The sequence below is a fragment of the Deinococcus aerophilus genome, assembly GCF_014647075.1.
GTDB classification, from domain to species: Bacteria; Deinococcota; Deinococci; order Deinococcales; family Deinococcaceae; genus Deinococcus; species Deinococcus aerophilus.
Window position 1 is genome coordinate 93,370 of record NZ_BMOM01000003.1, and the last position, 21,394, is coordinate 114,763.

General features: G+C 70.1%; 21 protein-coding genes. 15 read left to right on the forward strand and 6 right to left on the reverse strand.

Going from position 1 to position 21,394, the window contains the following annotated elements; all coding sequences use genetic code 11:
* Positions 1-30 precede the first annotated feature (30 nt).
* The 3 genes from IEY21_RS02925 to IEY21_RS02935 form a co-directional block, all read right to left on the reverse strand.
* Positions 31-1,056 (reverse strand): potassium channel family protein, encoded by a 1,026-nt coding sequence (locus IEY21_RS02925; protein ID WP_229752821.1) that lies wholly within the window; start codon positions 1,054-1,056, stop codon positions 31-33.
* A 37-nt stretch (positions 1,057-1,093) separates the two neighbouring features.
* Positions 1,094-2,281 (reverse strand): acyl-CoA dehydrogenase, encoded by a 1,188-nt coding sequence (locus tag IEY21_RS02930; RefSeq protein ID WP_308424810.1) that lies wholly within the window; start codon positions 2,279-2,281, stop codon positions 1,094-1,096.
* A gap of 121 nt (positions 2,282-2,402) precedes the next feature.
* A complete protein-coding gene (locus tag IEY21_RS02935; protein ID WP_188901184.1) occupies positions 2,403-2,654 on the reverse strand; it encodes a hypothetical protein in 252 nt (83 codons plus the stop codon).
* 147 nt (positions 2,655-2,801) lie between these two features.
* Here IEY21_RS02935 and IEY21_RS02940 point away from each other — a divergent pair, with 147 nt between their 5' ends.
* The 6 genes from IEY21_RS02940 to IEY21_RS02965 all read left to right on the forward strand — a co-directional run bounded on the left by IEY21_RS02940 (position 2,802) and on the right by IEY21_RS02965 (position 8,280).
* Positions 2,802-3,032: a hypothetical protein gene (locus tag IEY21_RS02940; protein ID WP_229752822.1), complete on the forward strand. Its 231-nt coding sequence runs from the start codon at positions 2,802-2,804 to the stop codon at positions 3,030-3,032.
* A 74-nt stretch (positions 3,033-3,106) separates the two neighbouring features.
* A complete protein-coding gene (locus tag IEY21_RS02945) occupies positions 3,107-4,147 on the forward strand; it encodes a rod shape-determining protein (RefSeq protein ID WP_188901188.1) in 1,041 nt (346 codons plus the stop codon).
* A gap of 78 nt (positions 4,148-4,225) precedes the next feature.
* Positions 4,226-4,654, forward strand: coding sequence for a 3-hydroxyacyl-ACP dehydratase FabZ (fabZ, locus tag IEY21_RS02950; protein ID WP_188901191.1), 429 nt, complete (start codon positions 4,226-4,228; stop codon positions 4,652-4,654).
* Positions 4,655-4,751: 97 nt separating this feature from the next.
* Positions 4,752-5,897: an LptF/LptG family permease gene (locus IEY21_RS02955; protein ID WP_188901192.1), complete on the forward strand. Its 1,146-nt coding sequence runs from the start codon at positions 4,752-4,754 to the stop codon at positions 5,895-5,897.
* The gene (locus IEY21_RS02960) at positions 5,894-7,021 is read left to right on the forward strand and encodes an MGDG synthase family glycosyltransferase (protein ID WP_229752823.1); all 1,128 of its coding nucleotides are present in this window, start codon (positions 5,894-5,896) and stop codon (positions 7,019-7,021) included. The genes IEY21_RS02955 and IEY21_RS02960 overlap by 4 nt, the downstream gene beginning before the upstream one ends.
* Positions 7,018-8,280, forward strand: a complete 1,263-nt coding sequence (locus IEY21_RS02965) for a polysaccharide deacetylase family protein (protein WP_308424811.1) — start codon at positions 7,018-7,020, stop codon at positions 8,278-8,280. Before IEY21_RS02960 ends, IEY21_RS02965 begins: the two co-directional genes overlap by 4 nt.
* Here the strand turns inward: IEY21_RS02965 and IEY21_RS02970 are convergent.
* A complete protein-coding gene (locus IEY21_RS02970; protein ID WP_188901194.1) occupies positions 8,273-9,226 on the reverse strand; it encodes a DUF5694 domain-containing protein in 954 nt (317 codons plus the stop codon). The genes IEY21_RS02965 and IEY21_RS02970 overlap by 8 nt on opposite strands.
* Before the next feature lie 28 nt (positions 9,227-9,254).
* Here IEY21_RS02970 and IEY21_RS02975 point away from each other — a divergent pair, with 28 nt between their 5' ends.
* The gene (locus IEY21_RS02975; protein WP_188901196.1) at positions 9,255-9,995 is read left to right on the forward strand and encodes a class I SAM-dependent methyltransferase; all 741 of its coding nucleotides are present in this window, start codon (positions 9,255-9,257) and stop codon (positions 9,993-9,995) included.
* Positions 9,996-10,088: 93 nt separating this feature from the next.
* Here IEY21_RS02975 and IEY21_RS02980 read toward each other — a convergent pair whose 3' ends face one another.
* The gene (locus tag IEY21_RS02980) at positions 10,089-11,039 is read right to left on the reverse strand and encodes a carbohydrate kinase family protein (protein WP_188901197.1); all 951 of its coding nucleotides are present in this window, start codon (positions 11,037-11,039) and stop codon (positions 10,089-10,091) included.
* Between the two features lie 158 nt (positions 11,040-11,197).
* A complete protein-coding gene (rsmA, locus tag IEY21_RS02985) occupies positions 11,198-12,058 on the reverse strand; it encodes a 16S rRNA (adenine(1518)-N(6)/adenine(1519)-N(6))-dimethyltransferase RsmA (protein WP_188901199.1) in 861 nt (286 codons plus the stop codon).
* 190 nt (positions 12,059-12,248) lie between these two features.
* Between rsmA and IEY21_RS02990 the strand changes: the two genes are divergently transcribed.
* The 8 genes from IEY21_RS02990 to IEY21_RS03025 all read left to right on the forward strand — a co-directional run bounded on the left by IEY21_RS02990 (position 12,249) and on the right by IEY21_RS03025 (position 21,306).
* Positions 12,249-13,130 carry a tetratricopeptide repeat protein gene (locus IEY21_RS02990; protein WP_188901201.1) on the forward strand — a complete coding sequence of 294 codons (882 nt, stop codon included), beginning with the start codon at positions 12,249-12,251 and terminating at the stop codon, positions 13,128-13,130.
* An 11-nt stretch (positions 13,131-13,141) separates the two neighbouring features.
* Positions 13,142-14,710 (forward strand): NAD(P)H-hydrate dehydratase, encoded by a 1,569-nt coding sequence (locus tag IEY21_RS02995; protein WP_188901203.1) that lies wholly within the window; start codon positions 13,142-13,144, stop codon positions 14,708-14,710.
* Between the two features lie 12 nt (positions 14,711-14,722).
* Positions 14,723-15,475 (forward strand): DUF4388 domain-containing protein, encoded by a 753-nt coding sequence (locus IEY21_RS03000; protein WP_188901205.1) that lies wholly within the window; start codon positions 14,723-14,725, stop codon positions 15,473-15,475.
* Between the two features lie 150 nt (positions 15,476-15,625).
* Positions 15,626-17,299 carry a glycerol-3-phosphate acyltransferase gene (locus IEY21_RS03005; protein ID WP_188901207.1) on the forward strand — a complete coding sequence of 558 codons (1,674 nt, stop codon included), beginning with the start codon at positions 15,626-15,628 and terminating at the stop codon, positions 17,297-17,299.
* Positions 17,300-17,503: 204 nt separating this feature from the next.
* Positions 17,504-19,060 carry a phospholipase D-like domain-containing protein gene (locus tag IEY21_RS03010; protein ID WP_229752825.1) on the forward strand — a complete coding sequence of 519 codons (1,557 nt, stop codon included), beginning with the start codon at positions 17,504-17,506 and terminating at the stop codon, positions 19,058-19,060.
* 44 nt (positions 19,061-19,104) lie between these two features.
* Positions 19,105-20,100 carry a 4-hydroxy-3-methylbut-2-enyl diphosphate reductase gene (gene ispH, locus IEY21_RS03015; protein WP_188901209.1) on the forward strand — a complete coding sequence of 332 codons (996 nt, stop codon included), beginning with the start codon at positions 19,105-19,107 and terminating at the stop codon, positions 20,098-20,100.
* Positions 20,101-20,169: 69 nt separating this feature from the next.
* Positions 20,170-20,973 carry a [LysW]-aminoadipate kinase gene (locus tag IEY21_RS03020; protein WP_188901210.1) on the forward strand — a complete coding sequence of 268 codons (804 nt, stop codon included), beginning with the start codon at positions 20,170-20,172 and terminating at the stop codon, positions 20,971-20,973.
* A gap of 54 nt (positions 20,974-21,027) precedes the next feature.
* Positions 21,028-21,306, forward strand: a complete 279-nt coding sequence (locus IEY21_RS03025) for a hypothetical protein (protein WP_188901212.1) — start codon at positions 21,028-21,030, stop codon at positions 21,304-21,306.
* Positions 21,307-21,394: the final 88 nt, after the last annotated feature.

A 21,394-nucleotide genomic window follows, 5' to 3' on the forward strand; every position in this document is an offset into this window, starting at 1 on the left:
GAGGGGGGGCGCAACCAGGCTAAGCGGACTTCAACCGTCCGGCGCGGCACGTACCGGTGTGGCCGGCAAAGCCACCTGATCCCAGGCCCAGAGACCGGAGCGGGCCATGCTGTGCAGGCGGCGGCGCAGCGCCTCGTGGCGGTGCAGGTGGGCGGCGAACTCGGCTGTGGGGCGCAGCGGCAGGCCGGCCTCGCGCAGCGGTTGCAGGTCGGGGGCCGGCGGAACGGCCGCGTCGCGGCCACGGTGAACAAGCTCATAGGAACGGGTCAGGCTGTCCACGCTGTCCAGGCAGCGGCGCAGGCCAGACGGGGAATCGTCCTGAAGGGCACCGAGCATCAGCAGCGCCTCGCCCAGCACCGGCAGGGCCAGATCCAGGGCGTCGTGGCGCCCACGGCCATGAAAGCGGTGCAGGTTGGGCGAACTGAGATGCTGGATGTCCAGCGCGTTCAGGGACGGAGCCAGATCATCCAGCAGTCCCTGCACTCCACCGGCCCCCTCGCGGGCTGCGTTCACCACCACCGCCTGCGCCGTGGGCCCGGCGCGGTACAGCCGCAGGGCAAATTCCCGGCGGCTGCCGCGTGCCTGCGCCACCGGCACGATGAAGGTGATGGCGAAGGTCAGCAGAAAGAAGCCGGAAATGGCCGCAGCGTCGGTCAGCCAGCGCCACGGTGCGCCGCGGGCCACCACATCGCCCAGGCCGAGCGTGCTGATGGTGTAGCCGACAAAATACACGGTGGCCTCGAAGCTGGCAGGCTGCCCGGTCTCGGCGACCTCCAGCGCGGACGGAGACGCCCAGAACACCAGCGTCCAGCCCAGCCACAGCAGGGCGGTCCAGCCCAGCAGCGTGCCCGAGATCAGGGCCACGGTGCTCCACGCCAGCACCGACCCGTGGGCCGTCCAGCGCGCCACGGCCCGCACGGCGGCGTAGACGGCCCGGTGAATCCAGCGGCTCAGGTGGCCTTCGCCGGCCTGCAGCGACGACAGCAACACGTCCAGCAGCACGGCGAGGACCAGCACGGCGCCGGGAAGCCACAGCAGCCCGCGCAGCAGGTCCATCAGCGCCCCGCCGGTCCGCGGACCGCAGCCAGACGAATCAGTGGCCCAGCTCCACGAACACTGCCCGGCTGATCACCAGCTGCTGAATCTCGGAGGTGCCCTCGTAGATCTCGGTGACCTTGGCGTCGCGGAACAACCTCTCGACCGGATACTCGCGGCTGTAGCCGTTGCCCCCAAAGATCTGGATGGCGTCGCGGGTCACGTCCACCGCTGCCTCGGAGGCGAGCAGCTTGGCCATGCTCGCCTCCTTGCCGAACGGCTGGCCCTGATCCTTGAGCCACGCGGCCTTGAGGGCCACCAGACGCGCACTCTCGATGCGGGCGGCCATGCGGGCGATCTTGAACGACACGCCCTCGAATTCGCGCAGCTTCTTGCCGAACTGCTCGCGCTCGTTGGCGTAGGCGGCGGCGTGGCCAAGGGCGGCGCGGGCAATGCCGATGGCCTGCATGGCAATCCCGATGCGCCCGGCGTCCAGGCTGGCCAGCGCCACGATCAAGCCCTGGCCCTCCTTGCCCAGCATGTTGGTATGCGGCACCCGCACCCCCTCGAAGGTGACGGTGGTGGTGTGCGCGGCGTGCAGGCCCAGCTTCTCCTCGGGCTTGCCGAAGCTCAGGCCGTCGGTCCCCTTCTCGACGATAAAGCAGCTCACGCCGCGCGCCCCGCTGCCACCGGTCCGGGCCATCACCAGGTAGGTTTCGGCCTGACCGCCGCTGGTGATCCAGGCCTTGGTGCCGTCCAGCACCCAGTGGTCGCCGTCGCGGGTGGCCTTCAGGCGCAGGCTGGCCGCGTCGCTGCCCGCGCTCGCCTCGGTCAGGCAGAACGCGCCGATCTTCTGGCCGCTCGCCAGGGGCCGGAGGTACTGCTCGCGCTGGGCATCGTTGCCGTACTTCAGGATCATCTGTTCGGGCAGTCCGTTCTGCACGCTGACGATCACGCCCACGCTGGCGTCCGCCGCCGAGATCTCTTCCAGGCACAGCGCGTAGGTCACGCTGTCCAGGCCCGCGCCGCCCCACTGTTCGGGCACGGTCGCCCCGAGCAGGCCCATGTCTGCCAGACCGCGCAGCTGCGCGTGGGGAAACTCGCCGCTGCGGTCGTATTCGGCAGCAAGAGGCGCGATCTCGGCGCGGCAGAAATCGCGGACGTGCTGCACGATCATGCGCCCGTCGTCGTTCAGGGCGAAGCTCATGCCGCTCTCGGGGAGGGTGGGCGCGTCGGTGACGGTCATGCGTTCAGGCTACCAAACGGGCGTTAGGAACATTGGAGTGCGGGCCGAGGGAGCGGGAGTGGAGGCCCGCAGGCGCGTCGGTGCAAAGCTGCTGGCGTGGACCGCCGCTGAGCGCGCCCTATTACGTCCGCGCCAGTTCCTGTTCCAGCGCCTGCTCGATGCCCCGGCCCCGCCAGCCGGTCTCCACGAAGGTGGCCTCTCCCCCGTCCCAGCGCAGCCGAGCACCCATCACCGCGCCCCCGGCAATGGCGAGGGCGGCGGCATTTAGGCGCTCCAGGGGGGCGTCCGGGCACAGCCGGGCGGCGGCGGCACGCAGGGCGGGGGCCAGCGGCAGGGGCGGGCGGGTCACGCGGACTCGGGCGGGCAGGTTCATGTCCGGCAGTCTAGGAGCAGGCGCGGCCTCCGGCCAAGTGTGCGGACACGCCGGGGACACACTTGACGGCCTGCGGTTCCCGCATACAATGCGCCGGATGGGCGTGCGCCGGAGAAAACGATTGTGCGGTTTTTAGCGTGGACCGCCATGCTGCTGCTGTTCGGGCTGGCGCTGGTCCTGGGCGCGCTGACCCTGGGGGCCTTTGCCGCGCTGGGCTCGGGCGCGCCGCTGTGGCTGCGCTCGCTGGGCAGCGTGGAGCATTCCCTGAGCCAGCAGCTGGGCACGGGCGAGTGGCCGGACTTCACGCGGGCACTGGTGCTGGCGGTGCTCACCAGCGCCGTGGTGGGGCTGGCCGCCTACGTCAAACCCCGTGACTGAACGCCGCGGGGCCCGTGCCCGACGCGCCGGGTGACCCGTGCTACGATCAGGGCCGTTTTGAGCGGAGGACGCGTGTGAGGCTCTCAGAAGACATCGGAATCGACCTGGGAACGGCCACGTTCCTGATTTACAGCAAAAGCCGCGGCCTTGTCCTGCAGGAACCCAGCGTGATCGCCATGACCCGTGACACCAAGCAGGTGCGGGCGGTGGGTGAGGAAGCGTACCGCATGATCGGGCGCACGCCGAACGGCATCGTGGCGGTGCGGCCCATCAAGGACGGCGTGATTGCCGACGAGGGCCTGACCGAGAAGATGATCAGCATGTTCCTGAACAAGGTGCAGGGCAGTGCGGGCCGGCTGTTCGGCTTCAAGCCACAGCTGATGGTCGGCGTGCCCAGCAACGTCAGCGACGTGGAGCGGCGCGCGGTGCTGCGCGCGGCCCTGAACGCCAATGCCAAGCGCGCCTTCCTGATCGAGGAACCGCTCGCGGCGGCCATCGGCGCGGGCCTCAAGATCTCTGAACCCGTGGGCAGCATGATCGTGGATATCGGCGGCGGCAGCGCGGACATCGCCGTGATCTCCCTGAACGGCATCGTGGTCAGCGAATCGCTGCGTGTGGCGGGCAACGAGTTCGACGAGAGCATCATCCGCTACGTGCGGCGCAAGGACAATGTCCTGATCGGCGAGCGTACCGCCGAGGAGATCAAGGTCAAGGTGGGAGCGGCCATGCTGCTCGACGATTCCGAGAACCTGATGGCCGAGGTGCGCGGACGCGACCTGATCAACGGTCTGCCCAAGACCATCACACTGGACAGCCGCGACGTGGTCGAGGCCCTGTCCGAGCCGGTCACGCGCATCGTGGAGGGTGTCAAGCGGGTGCTGGAAATCACGCCGCCCGAACTGGTCAGCGACATCATTGACCGGGGCATCGTGATGACCGGCGGCGGCAGCCTGCTGCGCAACTTCGACGAACTGCTGCGTCAGACCACCGGCATCCCGGTCGCGGTGGCCGAGAACGCCGTCGAGGCCGTGGCCGTGGGCACCGGCATGGCGCTGGACATGATCTCACTGTTGGGCGACAGCCTGGTGTCCAGCGACCAGTACCTGCGCCGCTGAGCACCGCTCTCCCACAGGGCGGGCGGCCGGGACTCCCCCGTACGCCTGGCCCCGCCCCCTGTCCCGCAAGGAGTCCCCATGCAACCCATCATGATTCAGGAAGTCCTGAAAACCCTGCCCCACCGTTTTCCGTTTCTGCTCGTCGACCGCGTCCTGAGCGTGGAAGATGGGCAGGTCCACGCCATCAAGAACGTGACCATCGGTGAACCTTTTTTCACCGGCCATTTTCCGCAGGAGCCGGTGATGCCCGGCGTGCTGATCATCGAGGCGCTGGCACAGGCGAGCTTCTTCTGCATGCATGAGACGCTGGAACCCGGCACCGTCGGCTACCTTGCGGGCCTCGAGGGCGCGAGGTTCAAGCGCAAGGTGGTGCCCGGCGATACGCTGCATCTGCACGCCAAGCTGGAATTCCTGCGCCGCGGCCTGGGCAAGACCACCTGCCGCGCCGAGGTGGACGGCGAGGTGGCGGCGGAGGCGACCATCCTGTTCGCGGTGGCGAAGGGGTGACGCGGGCGCGGGCAATCCGGCCCGGCCCCGGGCCAGGGGCACACGCGCCGCCTGCGTGCCGTGTGGCGCAGAACACCTTGCCCCCGTCAGGTACCGCATGAGCCGCCTCACTCGCGCCGTGACCGCCGAGTTGCTGCCCCCGCTGCTGGCGGGCACGCTGCTGTTCACGGCCATCCTGAGCTTCGGGTACTTCTTCATCTCCAGCCAGTGGCTCGTGGGCGTGCCGCTGGGCCTGATCGGTCACTGGATCGCCCTGCAGGTGCCCGACACGCTGGTCAAGGTCTTTCCGATGGCCGTGGTGCTGATGACCGTGGTGGCCTACGGGCGCATGAGCACCGAGCGCGAGCTGGTGGCAGTGCAATCGGGGGGAATCAGCCTGGGGCGGGTGGCGCGTCCGGCCGGAATCATCGCGGCGCTGGTGACGGCGCTGGCCGTGTGGCTGAGCCTGTGGGTGGCCCCGCGTGCCAACGTGGACGCGCGCGGGCTGTACTGGGATGTGCTGACCGGCGCGGGGCTGACTGGGCTGGTGGGCAAGACGGTGGACCTGGGTGCGGGCCTGACGCTCGCCATTGCCGGCTACAACCCCGACACCCGTGAGCTGCGCGGCGTGCGGGTCGAGAAGTGGACGCCGGGGGGCGAGCGGCGGGCCACCCTGATCTTCGCGGACGGCGGCACCTTCGAGGGCAACCAGCTTGCCCTGCAGGGCTACAGCGTCTATACGGTGGACTACGCGGCGGCGGCACAGCTCTCGGCCGTGCCGGACAACGACCCGCAGGCCTTCCGGGAAGCCGTGCAGAACGTTTTTCCCAGCGTGGTGATTCCCGAAAGCGCCAGCGACACCCTGAATGTGGACACCGGGCTGTCGCGCAAGCAGACCATTGCCGCCTACGCCGACGCCATCGGAGCGGATGCCCAGGGCTGGCCGGAACTCATCACGGCGCTGACGGCACCGAACACGCAGCCCGCCGAACGGGAGGCCGCGCGGCTGACCCTGAACCGCAAGCTGGCGCTGCCTTTCGGCAACGTGGTGCTCGCGCTGTGTGCGCTGCCCTTTGCGCTGCGCTTCGGGCGCACGCTGGGCGTCAGCCTGGGCATCGCGCTGCTGATCGCAGTGGCGTATTACCTCGTTTTCTTCATCGGACTGACGCTGGCGGCGGCGCTGCCCGCCGTACCGGAACTGGGCGCGTGGCTGGCAAATGTTCTCTTTGCCGGAGCCGGGCTGTGGCTGCTCAGGCGCGCGTGAACACAGCGCAGGGCCCGGAACTGCGGGCCCTGATTCTCTCGGCCTCCTTCGGCAGCGGGCATCATCAGGCCAACGACGCGCTGGACCGTTCGCTGCGTGCGGCGGGCATGAAGCTCTCGGCCCGGCACACCGATTTTCTGAGTTACCTCAGTCCGCTGGAGCGGACCGTTACCGCCGGAACCTATGACCTGTGGCTGCGGCACGCGCCGGGCATGTACAAGGCCTTTTACAACTGGACCGATTCGGAAACCGAGCCGCGTGCGCTGACCGGCACCTTCGGCTGGCTGGGGCTGCGCGGCATGACGCGCGACGTGCAGGAGGTGGCCCCCGAGCTGGTCGTCGGCTCCTATCCCACCACCGTCGCCCTGGCGGACACGGCCCGCCGGCGGCTGGGCACGGATTTTCTGAACGCCCTGATCGTGACCGACTACCGCGTTCACCACCACTGGGCACGTCCAGAGGCCGAGGTGCTGATGGTCGCCAGCGAGGAGGCGCGCGAGCAGATGGTCCGCTGGCGCATCCCGCCGGAACGGGTGGAGGTCACCGGCATTCCCATCGGCCCGGCCTACCGCCAGCTGATCGGCGCGGACCGGGCGGCGCTGCGGCAACGTCACGGGCTGGACCCGGCCCTGCCCCTGATCCTGATTTCCGGCGGCGGCACCGGCACCTTCCGGGCGCTGGGGCCCGTGCTCACCGAACTCAGCGCGCTGGGGCGGCGGGTGCAGGTGCTCGTGCTGGCCGGGGCCCGGGGACGCGGCGTGACGCAGGTGGGCGGGGCCACAGTCCACCGCCTGGGCTTCTCCACCGCCTTTCCCGAACTGCTGGCCGCCTCGGATCTGGTGGTGGGCAAGGCGGGCGGCCTCACGGTGGCCGAGGCCACCACGCTGGGCGTGCCGCTGGTGATCCACGAGCCGATTCCGGGCCAGGAGGAACACAACGCCGACTATCTGGAACGCCACGGAGCGGGCGTGTGGGCACGCGAGCGCCGCGCGCTGCGGCCCGCCGTGCTGCGCGCGCTGGATCCGGACGAGAATGCCCGCCTGGGACGGTGCGCCGTGGCCATCAGTGTGCCGGACGCGGCCGACCGGGTGGCGGCGGCGCTGCTGGGCAGGCTCGGGCGGTGAGCGGCAGGCCTCCGGCGGGACGCCGCGTGCCGCTGCCGCAGCTTGCCCCGGTCCACTCCGGGTGGGCGGCGCTGGCCGGCCTCAGCGCTTACCTGCTGCTTCCCTTCCTGAGTGTGCAGCTGCTCAACCTCGGCGTGATCCGCGAGGGCCGGCATGCCCGCCGGGAACTGGCCCTGACCTTCGACGACGGCCCGGACCCCGTGACCACGCCCGCCGTGCTGGACGCGCTGCAGGCGGCAGGTGCATCCGCCACTTTCTTCGTGATCGCCGCACACGCTGAAGCGTACCCGCACCTGATTGCGCGGATGCTCGCACAGGGGCACGAGGTCGCCGCACACGCCGACCGGCATGTCCACGCCTGGATGCGCACGCCGTGGGACGCGTTTCTCGATCCGCTGCGGGCGGTGCGCCGCCTGGAACGGATCACAGGCCAGCGCCCGCAGTACCATCGCCCGCCCCACGGGGCCTACACCCTTGCCACGGTGCTAGGCCAGCGGGCGGCAGGGGTGCGCGGCGTTCACTGGAGCATCGAGGGCGAAGACTGGCGGGCGGAGCAGACTCCGGAAACGGTGCGCGAAGGGGTGCTGAAGCGCGCCATGCCCGGAGCGGTCGTCGTGCTGCACGACGCCGGGCCCGGCGCGCGCAACACCGTGCCGATGCTGCCGGAGTTGCTGTGGGCGCTGCGGGACCGGGGCTATACCCTGAAAACGGTCTCGCAACTGGACGGCGCGGGTCCGGTCGGCGGGCGGGCGCTGGTCCGGCGGGCTTTTGTGGCGCTGGACGGCGTGTTCGACCGCCTCGGCGGCATCCACCCGACGGCGGGGCGGGCCGATACCCTGTTCCGCACTGGCCGCACGGCCTTTCCGCTGGGCGGCGTGACGCTGGCCGACGGCACGCCCGTCCAGCGGGGAGCGCCCAGCGCCGAGTTCCATGTCAACAACCCGCTGCTGGTGGACCTGGGGCTGCGCCGCAGCGTGCGTCAGGCCCGTGAGGATTTTCAGGCGGTGGCAGGGGACCTCCAGCACCGGCCCGACCTTCAGGGCGCGCAGTTCGTCTACTGCCTGAGCGCGCTGTCGCCGCTGCTCTCGGCGCTGGGGTTCGAGGCCCACGACCTGCCGCCCACGGCAGCCCGCCGCCTACAGCGCTGGGCCGCCGTGCTGCGCCGCGCCTACGGCAGCCCACCCGACGCGCCCACGCCGAGGCTGAGCATCCTGAGCCGGGAGGCGTTTCTGGCACGGTACGGCGACGAGCCTAACTAGGCATGTCCAGTTCCGACAGCTCCACCAGTCGGAGATCAGGGGAGATCGCCGACAATACGGCTTCCAGCGGCCCCTTATGGGCGGCCCCCACGATGGCGAGGACGCGCCCGGCGGGATGCAGCGCCGTGAGCTGCCGCAGCCGCGCCGCCATGAAGATGTTGCGGGCATTCCAGTCGGCCACCTGCGTGCGGTGCTCCCCAGTGAGCAGCGGGTGATTCAGGTACGATCCCACCTCCAGAGCCTCGCTGTCCTGAACGCAGCGTGAACTGTTGGCGTAGCTGAGATACTCCCAGTAGTCCTGGTTCGCCTGGGCCTGCCTCATCCGCTCACCTCCTTCCAGCATGGCCGGGGCGCTGTAAATCTCAGCCCTGAACTTGTCGTCCTCCCAGAGCTGAGGGACGGCGCTGAGACGCTGCTGAAGCGGCCTGTTCGTCGTGAAGTCGTCGAAATGATGCAGCCGGACATGCCCCAGGCGGCGGGCCAGCGGCACGGCCAGGCGGTGGGTTTCGCCGGTATGGCCGGCGTATTCGGCCAATCTGGCGGCGACATCGGGAGGCAGGGGAAGGTCCGGGGTCCAGGTCAGCAGCGCACTGACTGGCTCCAGGGCCACCAGCCACGCCAGCACCCGCTCGGCGGGTGGCGTGCCGGGATGCAACGCCCGCGCCTCCGCCTCATCCCGGCTCCAGGAACAGTATTTCCTGGCCGCCGCGTCCAGCCGCAGGGCCGTGGCATACCCGCCCACACGCAGATCGGCGTAAAGGTCGCCCTCCTGCCGGTAAGCTTGAACCACGTCACCCGGCAGGAGTTCCACCGCGACGGCCTGGGGGTGCCAGGCGAGCAGGCGAGCCAGCGTGGGCTGGAGGGCAGCGTCCGTGGTCTGGTGGTCCAGGTGGGCGCTGCCCAGCACCAGTACCTCGGTGGGCGGCCCGCTGAAAGCGTGTGGCATGCCGCTATTTAACCGTACCCTGTCTTCCGTGAACTACGACGATTTCGCCGACCTGTACGACCACCAGTACGACCTGTACCGCGACGACCTGCACTTCTATGCGGGCGTGGCCGAGCGGGTGGGCGGGCCGGTGCTGGAGGTCGGGGCCGGAACCGGGCGCGTGACGGCCTTTCTGGCACGTCGTGGGGTGGACGTGACCGGTCTGGAGCCGAGCGGACGCATGATCGAGCGGGCGCGGGAAAGGGCGGCGCAGAGCGGTCTGGAACTGCGCCTGGAACAGGGCGACATGCAGACCTTCGGGTTGGAACGGCGCTTTAATCTGGTGATCGCGCCCTTCAACGCGCTGATGCACCTGTACACGCCCAATGAACAGGTGCGGGCCCTGGAGAACCTGCACGCGCATCTGGGAACGGGCGGCACCTTTGCCTTCGACCTGTACCTGCCGCGTTTTGGCAAATCCAACACGCTGCGGCATGAGGGCGAGACCTTTTACGCGGCGGACGGTCGCCGCACCGACGTCTTTTTCGTGCAGCGCCACGACAAGGTGCGCCAGCACATCACCACCGAGTACCACGTGGACACCACGCACGCGGGTGGGCAGTTGACCCGGCGGCATTACACCCTGACGCAGCGCTACTACACCCGCTACGAGATGGAGTGGCTGCTGCGGTTCGCAGGCTTTGAGGCCCCGCGCGTCAGCGGCAGCTTTCAGGGAGGTCCGCTGGAAAAGGGCAGCGAGGTGATGGTCTTTCAGACGCGGGCTCTGTAGCACCCTATAGACGGTAGAGGCAAAACAGCAGAGGCAACGCAGAGGGCGCCGGAAGCAAAACTCCCAGCGCCCCGCTATCCCCAGATCAGGGAACTACGCTTTCTCTTTCTTGCTCTTGGGCAGAACGTCGGCGAGGTCGGCCGCCGTGATGGGGCGTTCCTGGGCTCCGAAGCTGGTCGCCGAGAGCGCCCCAGCCATGTTCGCAGCCCGCGCCGCCTGCGCCATGCCGGAGCCGGACAGCACCGCGTGGGCAAAAGCGGCCGTGAAGGTGTCGCCGGCCCCGGTGGAATCCACCACCGCACCCTCGGGGGGCACGGCGTCCACCAGTTCGGTCTCGGTGGGAGTCCAGATGATGCTGCCCATCTTGCCGACCTTCACGATTACCCGCTGCGCCCCGGCCTCGCCCAGCTGGCCCAGCGCGGCGCTGATGGAACTCGTGCCGGTCAGTGCCTGCAGCTCGTGCTGGTTGAGCATCAGGTAATCCGAACCCAGCGCCTCGTCGCGCAGGCCGGTGCCCACCTTGTTCACCGCCCCGGTGCCGAGATCAATGAAGACCGGCACCGGCTTCTTGGCATTGCGGGCGTACCCGATGGCCGCCAGGGTGTACTCGCGCTGCGGCCCCTCGATCAGGCTGTAGGCGTTGATCACCAGGGCGTCGGCTCCCTCGATGTCTTTTTTCTTGAGCTTGGCGGGGTCGAGCTGCCGGTTGGCCGCGCCGTCACTGATCATGGTGCGCTGGCCGTCTCCGGTCTGCATCACGGTGATGGTGCTGGTCAGGTGTTCGGCGCTGCGCTGGATGGCCACCTCGCTGACCCCGCTTTCACGCACGCGGCTCAGGGCGTATTCGGCAAAGGGATCATCGCCCACGCACGCGGCCAGCGTGACCGTGTGGCCCAGCCGCGCCAGCGTGACGCTGATGGTGCCGCCCGCTCCGCCCGGCTTCATGCTCGCGCGAATCGGCGCAACCTCCTCGCCGGGACGCGGCAGGCGCTTGAGGTGGTACAGGTGGTCGACCGTTACGTCGCCAATCACATAGAACTTCACGAAAAAAACCTCCGGGGACCAGCCCCTTGTCTGTAGGTGAACTGTTCGGTCATCGGGTGGTGGGGCGGCACGCACAGGCACCAGGGGCCCCGCACCTCGCGGCCCGTCCCGCCACGCAGGGAGTCGGGGAAAAGGAAGGGAAACAGCAGAACGTGCTGCTAAAGTACCACGCCCAGCCGGCCGGCCAGCCCACGCAGGGCGTCCAGCGGCACATCCTCGGCCCGCACGTCGGGCCGCAGCCCCAGGTCGGCCAGGGCCTCGTCAATGGCCTCGCCCGCGTGCCCGATCATGCGCAGGTTGTTGCGCAGCGTCTTGCGCCTGTGGTGCAGCGCCGCCTCGATAAAGCGCAGCAACTCCGGCGCCGGGCCGGGGCGCGAGCGGTCAAAGTCCAGGCGCAGCACGCTGCTCGTCACGTCGGGGGCCGGCAGGAACGCTCCCTTGGGCACGTCACGCACATGCCGCACGCTGCCGTACAGGGCGGCCAGGGCACTTAAAAATCCGTAATTGTCCTCGCCGGGACCGGAGGTCAGGCGCTGACCCACCTCTTTTTGCACGAGCACCGTGGCCGACACGATGGACGGCGCGCGCATGAAGCGCGCGAGCAGCGGCCCGGTGATGTAGTACGGCAGGTTGGCGATAACCCGCGTGCCCGGCGGCAGGGCCGCGTAGTCGTACTCCAGCGCGTCGCCCCAGACCACCGTGACGTCCAGCCCCTCCAACGTCTCGTCAAGCGCGGGGCGCAGCCGCTCGTCCTTTTCCAGCGCCGTGACGTGCGCGCCGCGCGTGGCGATCTCGCGGGTCAGCACGCCCAGACCGGGGCCGACCTCCAGCACACTCACGCCCGCCTGGGCCCCGCCCGCCTCGGCAATGGCGCGCAGGATGTTGCCGTCAATCAGGAAGTTCTGACCCAGGCTCTTGGTGGGCTTCAGGCCGTGGCGGGTCAGCAGTTCCCGCACCCGCGCGGGGGAGTACAGCGGGGCGGTGGCGGGGGGATCGGCGGGTTTGTCGGCTGGGGTCAAGGGGGCATCTCCGGAAAAAAAGCAGCGCCGGTGCCGGCGCGGGCCCGTCAGTATACCCGTCCCGGGCACCCAACGGGGCCGCCGGCAGAGCGGGGGCCGGCGCGGCACAATGAGAAGCAAACACCCCTCGCTCCTGGCCGAGGACCGTATCATCGCCCCGACCCGCCCACCCCCCGGAGGTATTCCCGTCATGACCGATCCTGCCCGCACCGGGCCGCCCACCGCCCCAGAACCGGCCCCCGCCCGCCCCAGTCCCGCCGCGGTCCCCACCGCTCCCCTGCCCGACCTGAACGAGGTGATCCGCGCGGGCGAGTGGCGGCGGGCCCTGGCAGTCTCCCGCCTGTCGGGAGCCACCCCCGAGGTGCAGGAAGCGCTGGAGGCAGTCTTCGGGATTCAGGAGGCGGTGCGGGCGCGGCGCTATCCATCGGCCCAGCGCTCACTCGCGGCCTACCGGGAAGCGCTGGGACCCGGGACGACCGACACGACGCCCGGAGAGTCGGGGGTGATTCGCCGCACCGCCGATCCCGACGCGCTGGGCACGGCCCTGGACGCCCTGATCGCCCACCAGAAGGAGCCGGACCCGCAGGCGCTGCACAGCGCCCTCGAACCCGCGCTGGCGCAGCCATTGACCCGCGCCGAGGCGCTGAACATGCTGGGCGTGCTGCGCGCCGTGCGTGACGAGGGGACCGAGGCCCGCACCCACTTCGAAGCGGCGCTGGCCGCCGACGCAGGGCACTACCGCGCGCTGACCAACCTGGGCAACCTGGACCTGGAGGCCGGAGACTTCAAGGCCGCCGAGGTCCGTTACCGCGAGGTGATCCGGCTGTGCCCCGAATACGACGGCGGCCACCACAACCTGGGCGTGGCGCTGCGGCGTCAGGGCAAGATGGGCGAGGCGGTGCGCTCGATCCGGCGCGGCCAACAGCTGGGCATGAAACGCTCCAAGGAGGACACCGACGCCGAGATCAAGGCGCAGTTCGCCTCCAGCCGGGTGTTCCGGTCGCTGCGCTGGGTGCTGATCGCTGGAGTGGGGGGGGTGCTGATGCTCGGCCTGCGCGGGCTGATGGGCTAGCCGTGGCCGGCGTGAGCGAGTATGTACTGGACCCACGGGGCGCGCGGGAGATCGACGCCCGGCTGGAACGGGCCGGGCTGCTGGACCTGACCATGGAAGAGGCGGGGCGGGCGGTGGCCGACGCGGTCATGGCCCGTCATCCGGTGGGTCCGGCGCTGCTGCTCGCCGGTGGGGGGGCCAACGGCGGGGACGCGCTGGTCGCCGCCCGGCACCTGCTTGCCCTGGGCCGTGAGGTTCACGTACTCGCCCAGCCCGCCCGGCACCCCCTGACCCGCCTGAACCGCCGCCGCCTGCGGACCGTGGGCGGCGAAGTTCGTCCGCTGACGCCCGCGGCGCTGCGCCGGGCGCTGGCCGGAGCGGGTGTGGTGGTGGACGGTCTGCTCGGAACCGGCTTCACGCCGCCGCTGAGGTCCGCGCTGGCAACGGTGGTGGACGTGGTGAACACCGCCCACGACGCGGGCACGCCGGTCGTGTCCATCGACCTGCCCAGTGGCCTGGACGCCTGCTCGGCGCATCCAGACGGACCCAGCGTCACAGCAGACCAGACCGTCACGCTGATGGGCCTCAAGACCGCGCTGCTATTCGGCGAGGCAGCGGCGCGCTCCGGGGAGATGATCCTCGCGCCGCTGCGTGCCCCGCCCGGCTGGGTGCGCGGGGAGGCGCTGGGCACCCGCCCCTCCGATGCGCAGGTGGGCGCGCTGCTGCCCCGCCGCTCTGCCGACGCCCACAAGGGCACGGCGGGCCGGATATGGATTCTGGGCGGGCATCCCGGCACGGTGGGAGCCGCGGCGCTGGCCGGACTGGGGGCGCTGCGGGCCGGGGCCGGACTGGTCACCGTGCACTCGGAAGCCGAGGTGCCGCTGGTGACCCCGGAGCTGATGATGCGCCGTCACGCCGACTGGTCCAGCGCCCTGCCCGGCCTGCATGGCCTGGGCCTTCCGGACGCCGTGGCGCTGGGCATGGGCCTGGGCCCGCAGGCGCGGGCAGTGGCGCGCACGGTGCTGGGCTGGCGTGTGCCCACCGTGCTGGACGCCGACGCCCTGCACCCCGAACTCGCCGGGCACGGCCACGACGCCTGCATCTGGACGCCGCACCCCGGCGAGGCGGCGCGGCTGCTGGGCACCCCGAGCGGCGCAGTCACGCGCGATCCGCTGGCGGCGGCCCGGCGGCTGCAGGAGTTGCTGGGCGGCGTGGTGGTCCTCAAGGGCGGTCCCAGTGTGGTTGCCTTTCCGGACAGTTCCGGTGGGGTGACGCTGAGCGTGGCGCGCGGCGGACATCCTGGCATGGCCTCGGGCGGCATGGGCGACACCCTGTCGGGCATCCTGGCGGCGCTGCTGGGTCAGGGCCTGAGCGCCCAGGACGCCGCCGTCGCCGGGGTGCGTCTGCACGCCCGGGCGGGCGAGCGGGCCGGCGCAGCCCACGGCTACGGTCTGATCGCCACCGACGTGTGCGCCGAACTGGGGGCGGCGTGGCTGGACCTGCGCGGGACCCTTTCCCCAACCCTTCCCCCAGACGGGTCCCCCCGACGTTCCCGCCCGCAGATCCTACAAATGGTCACGTCCGCGCCGCCGGACTGCTAGGTTAGAACACCGATGCAGGGCCTCCTGAGTGACCTTCCTTTGTTGGGCGTGCTGGAACTGATCCACACCACCCGCCAGACCGGCGTGCTGGACGTTGAGGCCGATGTGCCGTACACCGTCGCGTTTCTGGGCGGCGAGATCGTCTCGGGCGGCATTCTGGACTGGCTGGGGGTCGAGGCCCTGTACGCCTCCCCGCTGGTGTCGGACAGCGGATCTTTTGCCTTCACGCGCCGCAGCATCACCGGCCAGCCGCTGGGCACCTACGATCACCTGATCACCGACTGGGCGCGGGTGGGAGACGAATGGGAGCAGGTCTGTGCGGTAATCGGCAGCCCCAGCCGGGTCTTTCAGGGCGACGTGACGCCCTTTCAGACGGGCCGCAGCGTCCGGGGCGCGGCCCGTGAACTGGAGCGCCCCGTCTTTGAGGTCGCGCAGGAGGTGGCCGCGGCCGTGCGGGCCGGTCACCTTCTGCCCCTGGAGCGCCACGAATGGTTCCGGCTGCGCCTGAAACCCACCGGGCAGCGGGCGGCCCTTCACCCGGTGGCCCGCCGCATGGACGGCGAGCGCACCCTGGGCAACGTGATCGCCCAGGGCGTACCCGTTCACGAGGCCCGCACCTACCTGCTGGGCGAGCTGCGGCTGGGGCTGCGCTTTCCGGGCAGCGGCTGGGTTCTGCGCGACCTGATCTGGGAACAGCGCCACAGCGGCCCGCCTGCCGGTGTTCCGTCTTCTTCCGCCGGGTCCGGATCCACCACGATCAATTGACTCAGGGGCAGGGCCGAGCTGCACCCCACTCCTTAGCTGTGTACTCCTTAAGCTATGTACGTGGCGGTTCGGGGCAGTCACCAAGGTCCCGCCGCGCCGCCTGTCCAGCGCCGGTTCGTGGCCGGCCAGAAAAGCCCTAGAATGCCCCCCATGTTGTTTTTGTCGGCCCTGTTGCTGTTGGTCGCGTTCCTGGTGGGCAGCCTGCCGGTGGGGCACGCGCTGCTGTCTCGCGCTGGGGTCAACGTCCGGCTCAGCAATGCCCACAACCTGGGCGTGGAGAACATGCTGCGGCTGGTGGGGCCGGGGCTGGCCGCCGCGAGCGCCGCGCTGGATGCGGGCAAGGGGCTCCTCGCTGTTCTGATGGCCTCCAGCCTGGACCAGCCCGAGGTCACCGTGCTCGCGGCGCTCGCCGCCTACCTGGGACACCTCAATCCTCCGGCGGCCCTGTACGGCCCGACCCTCCCGCGCGGCCGGGGCAACCTGGTGCTGCTGGGGGTGCTCGCGGGGCTGGCGGTCAGCGGAGCCGTGCCCCTGTGGACGGCCGCCCTGCCGGTGGTCGTGTACGCGGGCGTAACCGGCTACTGGGGCTATGTCAGTGCGGCGACCCTGGCGGCGCTGCTCAGCTTCGCCGTGGCGGTGGCGCTGCTGCCGCTGGGCGTACCCGCCGGACTCGCGGCGCTGGGCCTGCTGGTCGCCGCGACGTGGCGCTTCAAGGAGAACATCGGACGTATGCTCGACGGCACCGAGCCGCGTTTTGGCGAGAGCGTGCCGCTGGCCGGCAAGCGCCGCGACGAGGTGGTCGCGGCCTTCATGATCCACCCGATGACGTTGGAGAATTTCTGGTCGGCGCGCCGCTTTGCGTGGCTCCGGCCACTGGTGCAGAACGGTCTGGTCAGCGAGGCCACCGTGCGTCAGATGGCCGAGAACCTGCGCCCCATGAAGGTGGGCGAGTTGCGCGGCATCCGCACGCCCGAGGGCCAGAGCATCCGCTGCTACCTGCTGTCCAGCCCGCTGCTGCCCGATGTCTTCGACAGCCAGCCCGAGCTGGCGACCCGCCGCGCCATCGAGGGTGCGCGGCTGGCCCATGAACTGGGGGCAGAGGTCTTCGGGCTGGGCGCGTTCTGGTCGGTGGTGGGCAACAAGGGAGTGGACGTGCAGGCCGCCGTGCCGCAGATCACCGTGACCAACGGCGGAGCCTATACCTCCGGCACCATCAAGGCCGCCATTCCAGGCATCCTCAAGCACTTTCAGGAGGAGGGCCGCGACCTGAAGGCGGCCACCGCCGGCATTGTGGGGGCCAATGGCGTGGTGGCCTTCGGGATCGCGCGCACCATTGCGCCGCAGGTCGCCCGGATCATCATGCTGGGCCGCAATCTGGAAAAGCTCGAGCGCAGCGCCGCCACCCTGCGCCGCGCCAACCCGGACACCGAGATCATCACCACCACCGACTACGCCGCCCTCAAGGAGGCCGACCTGATCTTCTCGGCCACCAGCGACCCCAACCCGGTAATCTTCCCGCAGCATGTCAAAACGGGCACCTGGATCTTCGACGAGGGCCGTCCGGCGGATGTGGACCCCAGTGTGGCCGAGGTCCCCAGCGTGAGGATCATTCCCGGCGGCGTGGTGCGCCCCCCCGGCGGCATGACCTCGCACATCGACCTGCAGTTCGGCGAGGGTGCGGTGCCCGCGTGTCTGGCCGAGACGTTGATCATCGCCGCTACCGGGGAACACGACCGCAAGAGCCTGGGCCCACAGACCCGGACCGAGAACATCAATTTCTTCGTGGAGCAGGCGGCGCGTCTGGGCTTCACGGTGGTGGACTGAGTACAGATGGACGAAACAAGGGTGGACTGAGCGCGCAGACCAAAGGGCCGACGGGCGCGACCCCGGACCGTCCTGCCCGGTGCGTCTGTCCCACCCGTCTGGCCTGTGCGTCCGGTCCGCGCCAGCTGACGCCTCTCTGAGAAGCGGGCGGCATTGCCTTAAACCGCCCCCATTGTCCCGCTCCGGCGGGCCTATGCTGCGGCTGTGTTGCCCCGCGTGCTGCGCTTCTGTCTGACTGTGGCCGTCATGCTCTGCGCGGCGGAACCGGGCCACGCCGCGCAGTTGCCCCTGTTCCTGGGGCCACAGCTGCCGCCCGCACCCCGAAGTCTGCCGGGGTGCTTGCCCCCCACGGACACGCTGGAACAGGCCGTCTGGAGGGTGGTGACGGAGGGCGGACGGCCTGACCTGAGCTGCGGCAACGCCTTTGCCGGCTACCTGCGGACCCCGCGCAGCCCCGAGGTACGCCTGGACGCCTTCGAGGCCATCGCCGCGCAGGTGGCCAACGCCCGCAGCGAGGTGCTGCTCTCCAGCATGGAGTGGAACGCCGGGCCGGGCCATCCAGGCTGGACCTTCGCGCTGGCCGTCGCCAATCTGTACGGGCGGGTCCGGGAGGATTCTGCCGCCTACCCCCACGGCATGGCGGTGCGGGTGCTGATGGGCGGCTTTCCGGACCTGACGCACCCCGACGGCCGGTCTCAGCCGCTGGCGCTCGCGGGCGACCTGTGGCGGCTGGGCGTGCCGCTGGACGACCCTGCCGTGGGCTGGCACCTCAGCCTCCTGAACTACCGTTACCTGCCGCACAGCCACGTCAAGATGCACGTCATTGACGGGCGCACCGTGGCGGTGGGGGGGTTTAACTTCACCGACTGGCACCTGCCCTCGCCACAGGCGGGCGGGGTGGAGCCGGGAGGACATGACCTGCAGGACCTGGGACTGCAGCTGACCGGCCCGGTGGCCCAGGAGGGGGTGGCGGCCTTCGACGACCTGTGGCGGCACAGCGACCAGTTGCGCTGCCCACCGGGCGTAAGCGCCGCACAGCTGGAGGCCCGCTGCCAGATGGGGCCGCCCGATCCGGTCACCCATCCCCCGGCGGCGCAGGAGGCGGTGCCCAGCAGCCAGGCGCGCGCCTTCTTGCTGTACCGCCGCAGCGGGGTGGATCAGGCCGACCGCGCGCACCTGGCCCTGCTCGGCGCGGCGCGGCGCAGCATCGACGTGATGCACGCCGACTTCAGTCCCTCTCTGGAGTGCTGGTACGCGTACCTTCAGCCCGGAAGCTGTGGGGTGGACAGCTGGCCGGTTTACCTGCGGGCGGTGCTGTCGGCGCTGGAACGGGGCGTGCATGTGCGCGTCCTCACCGTCAACTACGGTGTGGGAGCGGGGCCCAACCGCAGCGGCATTGCCCTGATGCGCCGCGAGGCCCGCCGCCGGGGCCTGGACGCCCTGTTTGAGGTCCGCTATGTCACCCGGGCCATGCACACCAAGGCCCTGACCGTGGACCGCCGCATGGTCGTGGTGGGCAGCATGAACCTTCATTTCAGCTCGTGGGGACCACTGGGACTGGCCGAGGCCGCGCTGGCGACGGGTGACCCGGCGGCGGTCAGTGAACAGCAGGCCAGGTTTGAACAGCAGTGGCGGGGAGCCAGCGTGCCGGTTGCGCCCGAGCGCTGGCTCCAGCACGTGCCGCGTGACCTGACCGGGAAGCCGGACCCGCCCGGCAGCGGTGACGGCCACGGTCCGGGCCTGCCCCAGCCCCTAAACTGAGGGCATGAGCACCCCCTCCCCCACCCTCCTGCCGGACACGCCGCATGGTTGAGCGTCTTCATCTTGCCAAGCCCCGGGGCTTTTGCGCGGGCGTGGTCATGGCGATCGGCGCGGTGGAAAAGGCCGCGCGCACCGAGACAGGGCCGGTCACCGTGTACCACTCCATCGTTCACAACCACACGGTAGTCGAGCGGCTGCAGCGCGGCCACGGCGTGCATTTCGTGGAGAATCTGGACGACATCGAGGCCCTGCCCCACGGCGGCGAGACGGTCGTCTTCTCGGCCCACGGCATCAGCCCGGCGGTGCGCGGGCGGGCCCGCGAGCTGGGACTCGCCACCATCGACGCCACCTGTCCGCTGGTCACCAAGGTTCACAGCGAGGCCAAGAAATATGCCCGCGAGGGCTACACCATCCTGCTGATCGGCGACAGCGCCACGCATCAGGAGGTCATCGGCACCCGCGGTGAGGCCCCTAAGCACACCATTCTGGTGGGCGTGCTGGGCAAGACGGGCCAGGGACTGCATGACCCGCATACCGTCACGGTCCCCGACCCCGAGCGGCTGGTGGTGCTCACCCAGACTACCCTGAGCGTGGACGACACCCGGCGCACGGTGGACATCCTCAAGGCCCGCTTTCCGGCGCTGATCGTGCCTCCCAGCGAGGACCTGTGCTACGCCACCAAGAACCGTCAGGACGCGGTCAAGGCCATCGCGCCGCAGGTGGACGCCTTTCTGGTGCTCACCAGCACACACTCCAGCAATGGCATGCGCCTGCTGGAACTGGCCCACGATACCTGTGGCCGCGCCGAGCGGCTGGAGACGGCCGCCGACCTCGCCGGCCTGGACCTGAGCGGCGTGCGCTCGGTCGGCATCACCAGCGCGGCGAGCACGCCCGACGACCTGGTGCAGGAGGTCGTGGCCCACTTCCGCGCGCTGAATCCCGCCCTGGAAGTCATCGAGGAGGGCGAGTGGGAGAACATCGAGTTCCGCGAGCCGAAGAAGATCCTGCCCACGCAGCCGCTGCCGCGCACCATGGGGTAAAGGGGGTAAAGACAGAGCCGCTCGGCCGGACGCTGCATGCTCTAGCATGCCGCGCATGAAGGTGCGGGCATGATTGTGGTGAAGGTCGGCGGAAGCGCCGGAATCGATTACGACGCGGTGTGTGCGGATCTGGCGGCGCGGTGGAAGGCGGGCGAGCGCCTGATTCTGGTGCACGGCGGCAGCGGCGAGACCAACCGGGTGGCCGAGGCACTGGGGCATCCCCCGAGGTTCGTGACGAGCCCCAGCGGCTACACCTCGCGCTTTACCGACCGGCAGACGCTCGAAATCTTCGAGATGGTGTACTGCGGCAAGATGAACAAGGGCATCGTGGAACGGCTGCAACGTCTGGGCGTGAACGCGGTGGGCCTGTCGGGCCTGGACGGACGTATCTTCGAGGGCCGCCACAAGGACTCGGTGCGGGCCGTCGAGAACGGCAAGGTGAAGGTGCTGCGCGGCGACCACACCGGCACGGTGGAGCGGGTCAACACCGGCCTGATCGAACTGCTGCTGGGCGCGGGCTACCTGCCGGTGCTGACTCCCCCTGCAAGCAGCTACGAGGGCGTGGCGATCAACGTGGACGGCGACCGCGCCGCCGCCGCGCTGGCCGTGGCGCTGCGGGCCGACGCCCTGCTGCTGCTGTCCAACGTGCCGGGTCTGCTGCGCGACTACCCGGACGAGGCCAGCCTGATCCGCGAGATTCCCGCCGGTGATGTGGAGGCGTACCTGGAGTTCGCGCAGGACCGCATGAAGAAGAAGGTACTGGGCGCCGCCGAGGCTGTGCAGGGCGGCGTAAAACGGGTGATCTTCGGGGACGCCCGCGCCGGACAGCCGGTCACGGCCGCTCTGGAGGGCGCGGGCACGGTGGTGTCGTGACCGGGCGTGTGAAGCCCTGCCAGCCCTGACCGACGGTCTGCTATCCTGCCGCGCGTGACGCCCGCTGAACTGCTGAGCTTTCTGACGGCCCGGGGCGGCCAGGAACACCGTGCCACCGCCCTGCTGCATGTGGGACGCGGCAAGAAGGCCCGCGTGCAGGAACTGGGTGAGTACCGCCTGACGGTGCGCGGGGAAGGAGTGCAGGCGGTGGGCCCCAGCGGACAGATGCGGACGCTGAGCCCGGGCGAGTTCATGGCCGTGTTCGGCAGCTACCGCTTTGGCCCCGTGGCGGCTACCGGAGCGATGACTGACCTGGGACCGCTGTTCGGGTAAAGCGCTGGATACAGCGAAGTCTGCTTCGCAGCCCAGAGCAGGGAACCACCAACAGGCCCCTTCCCGCTGCCTCCACGCGGATGACGGT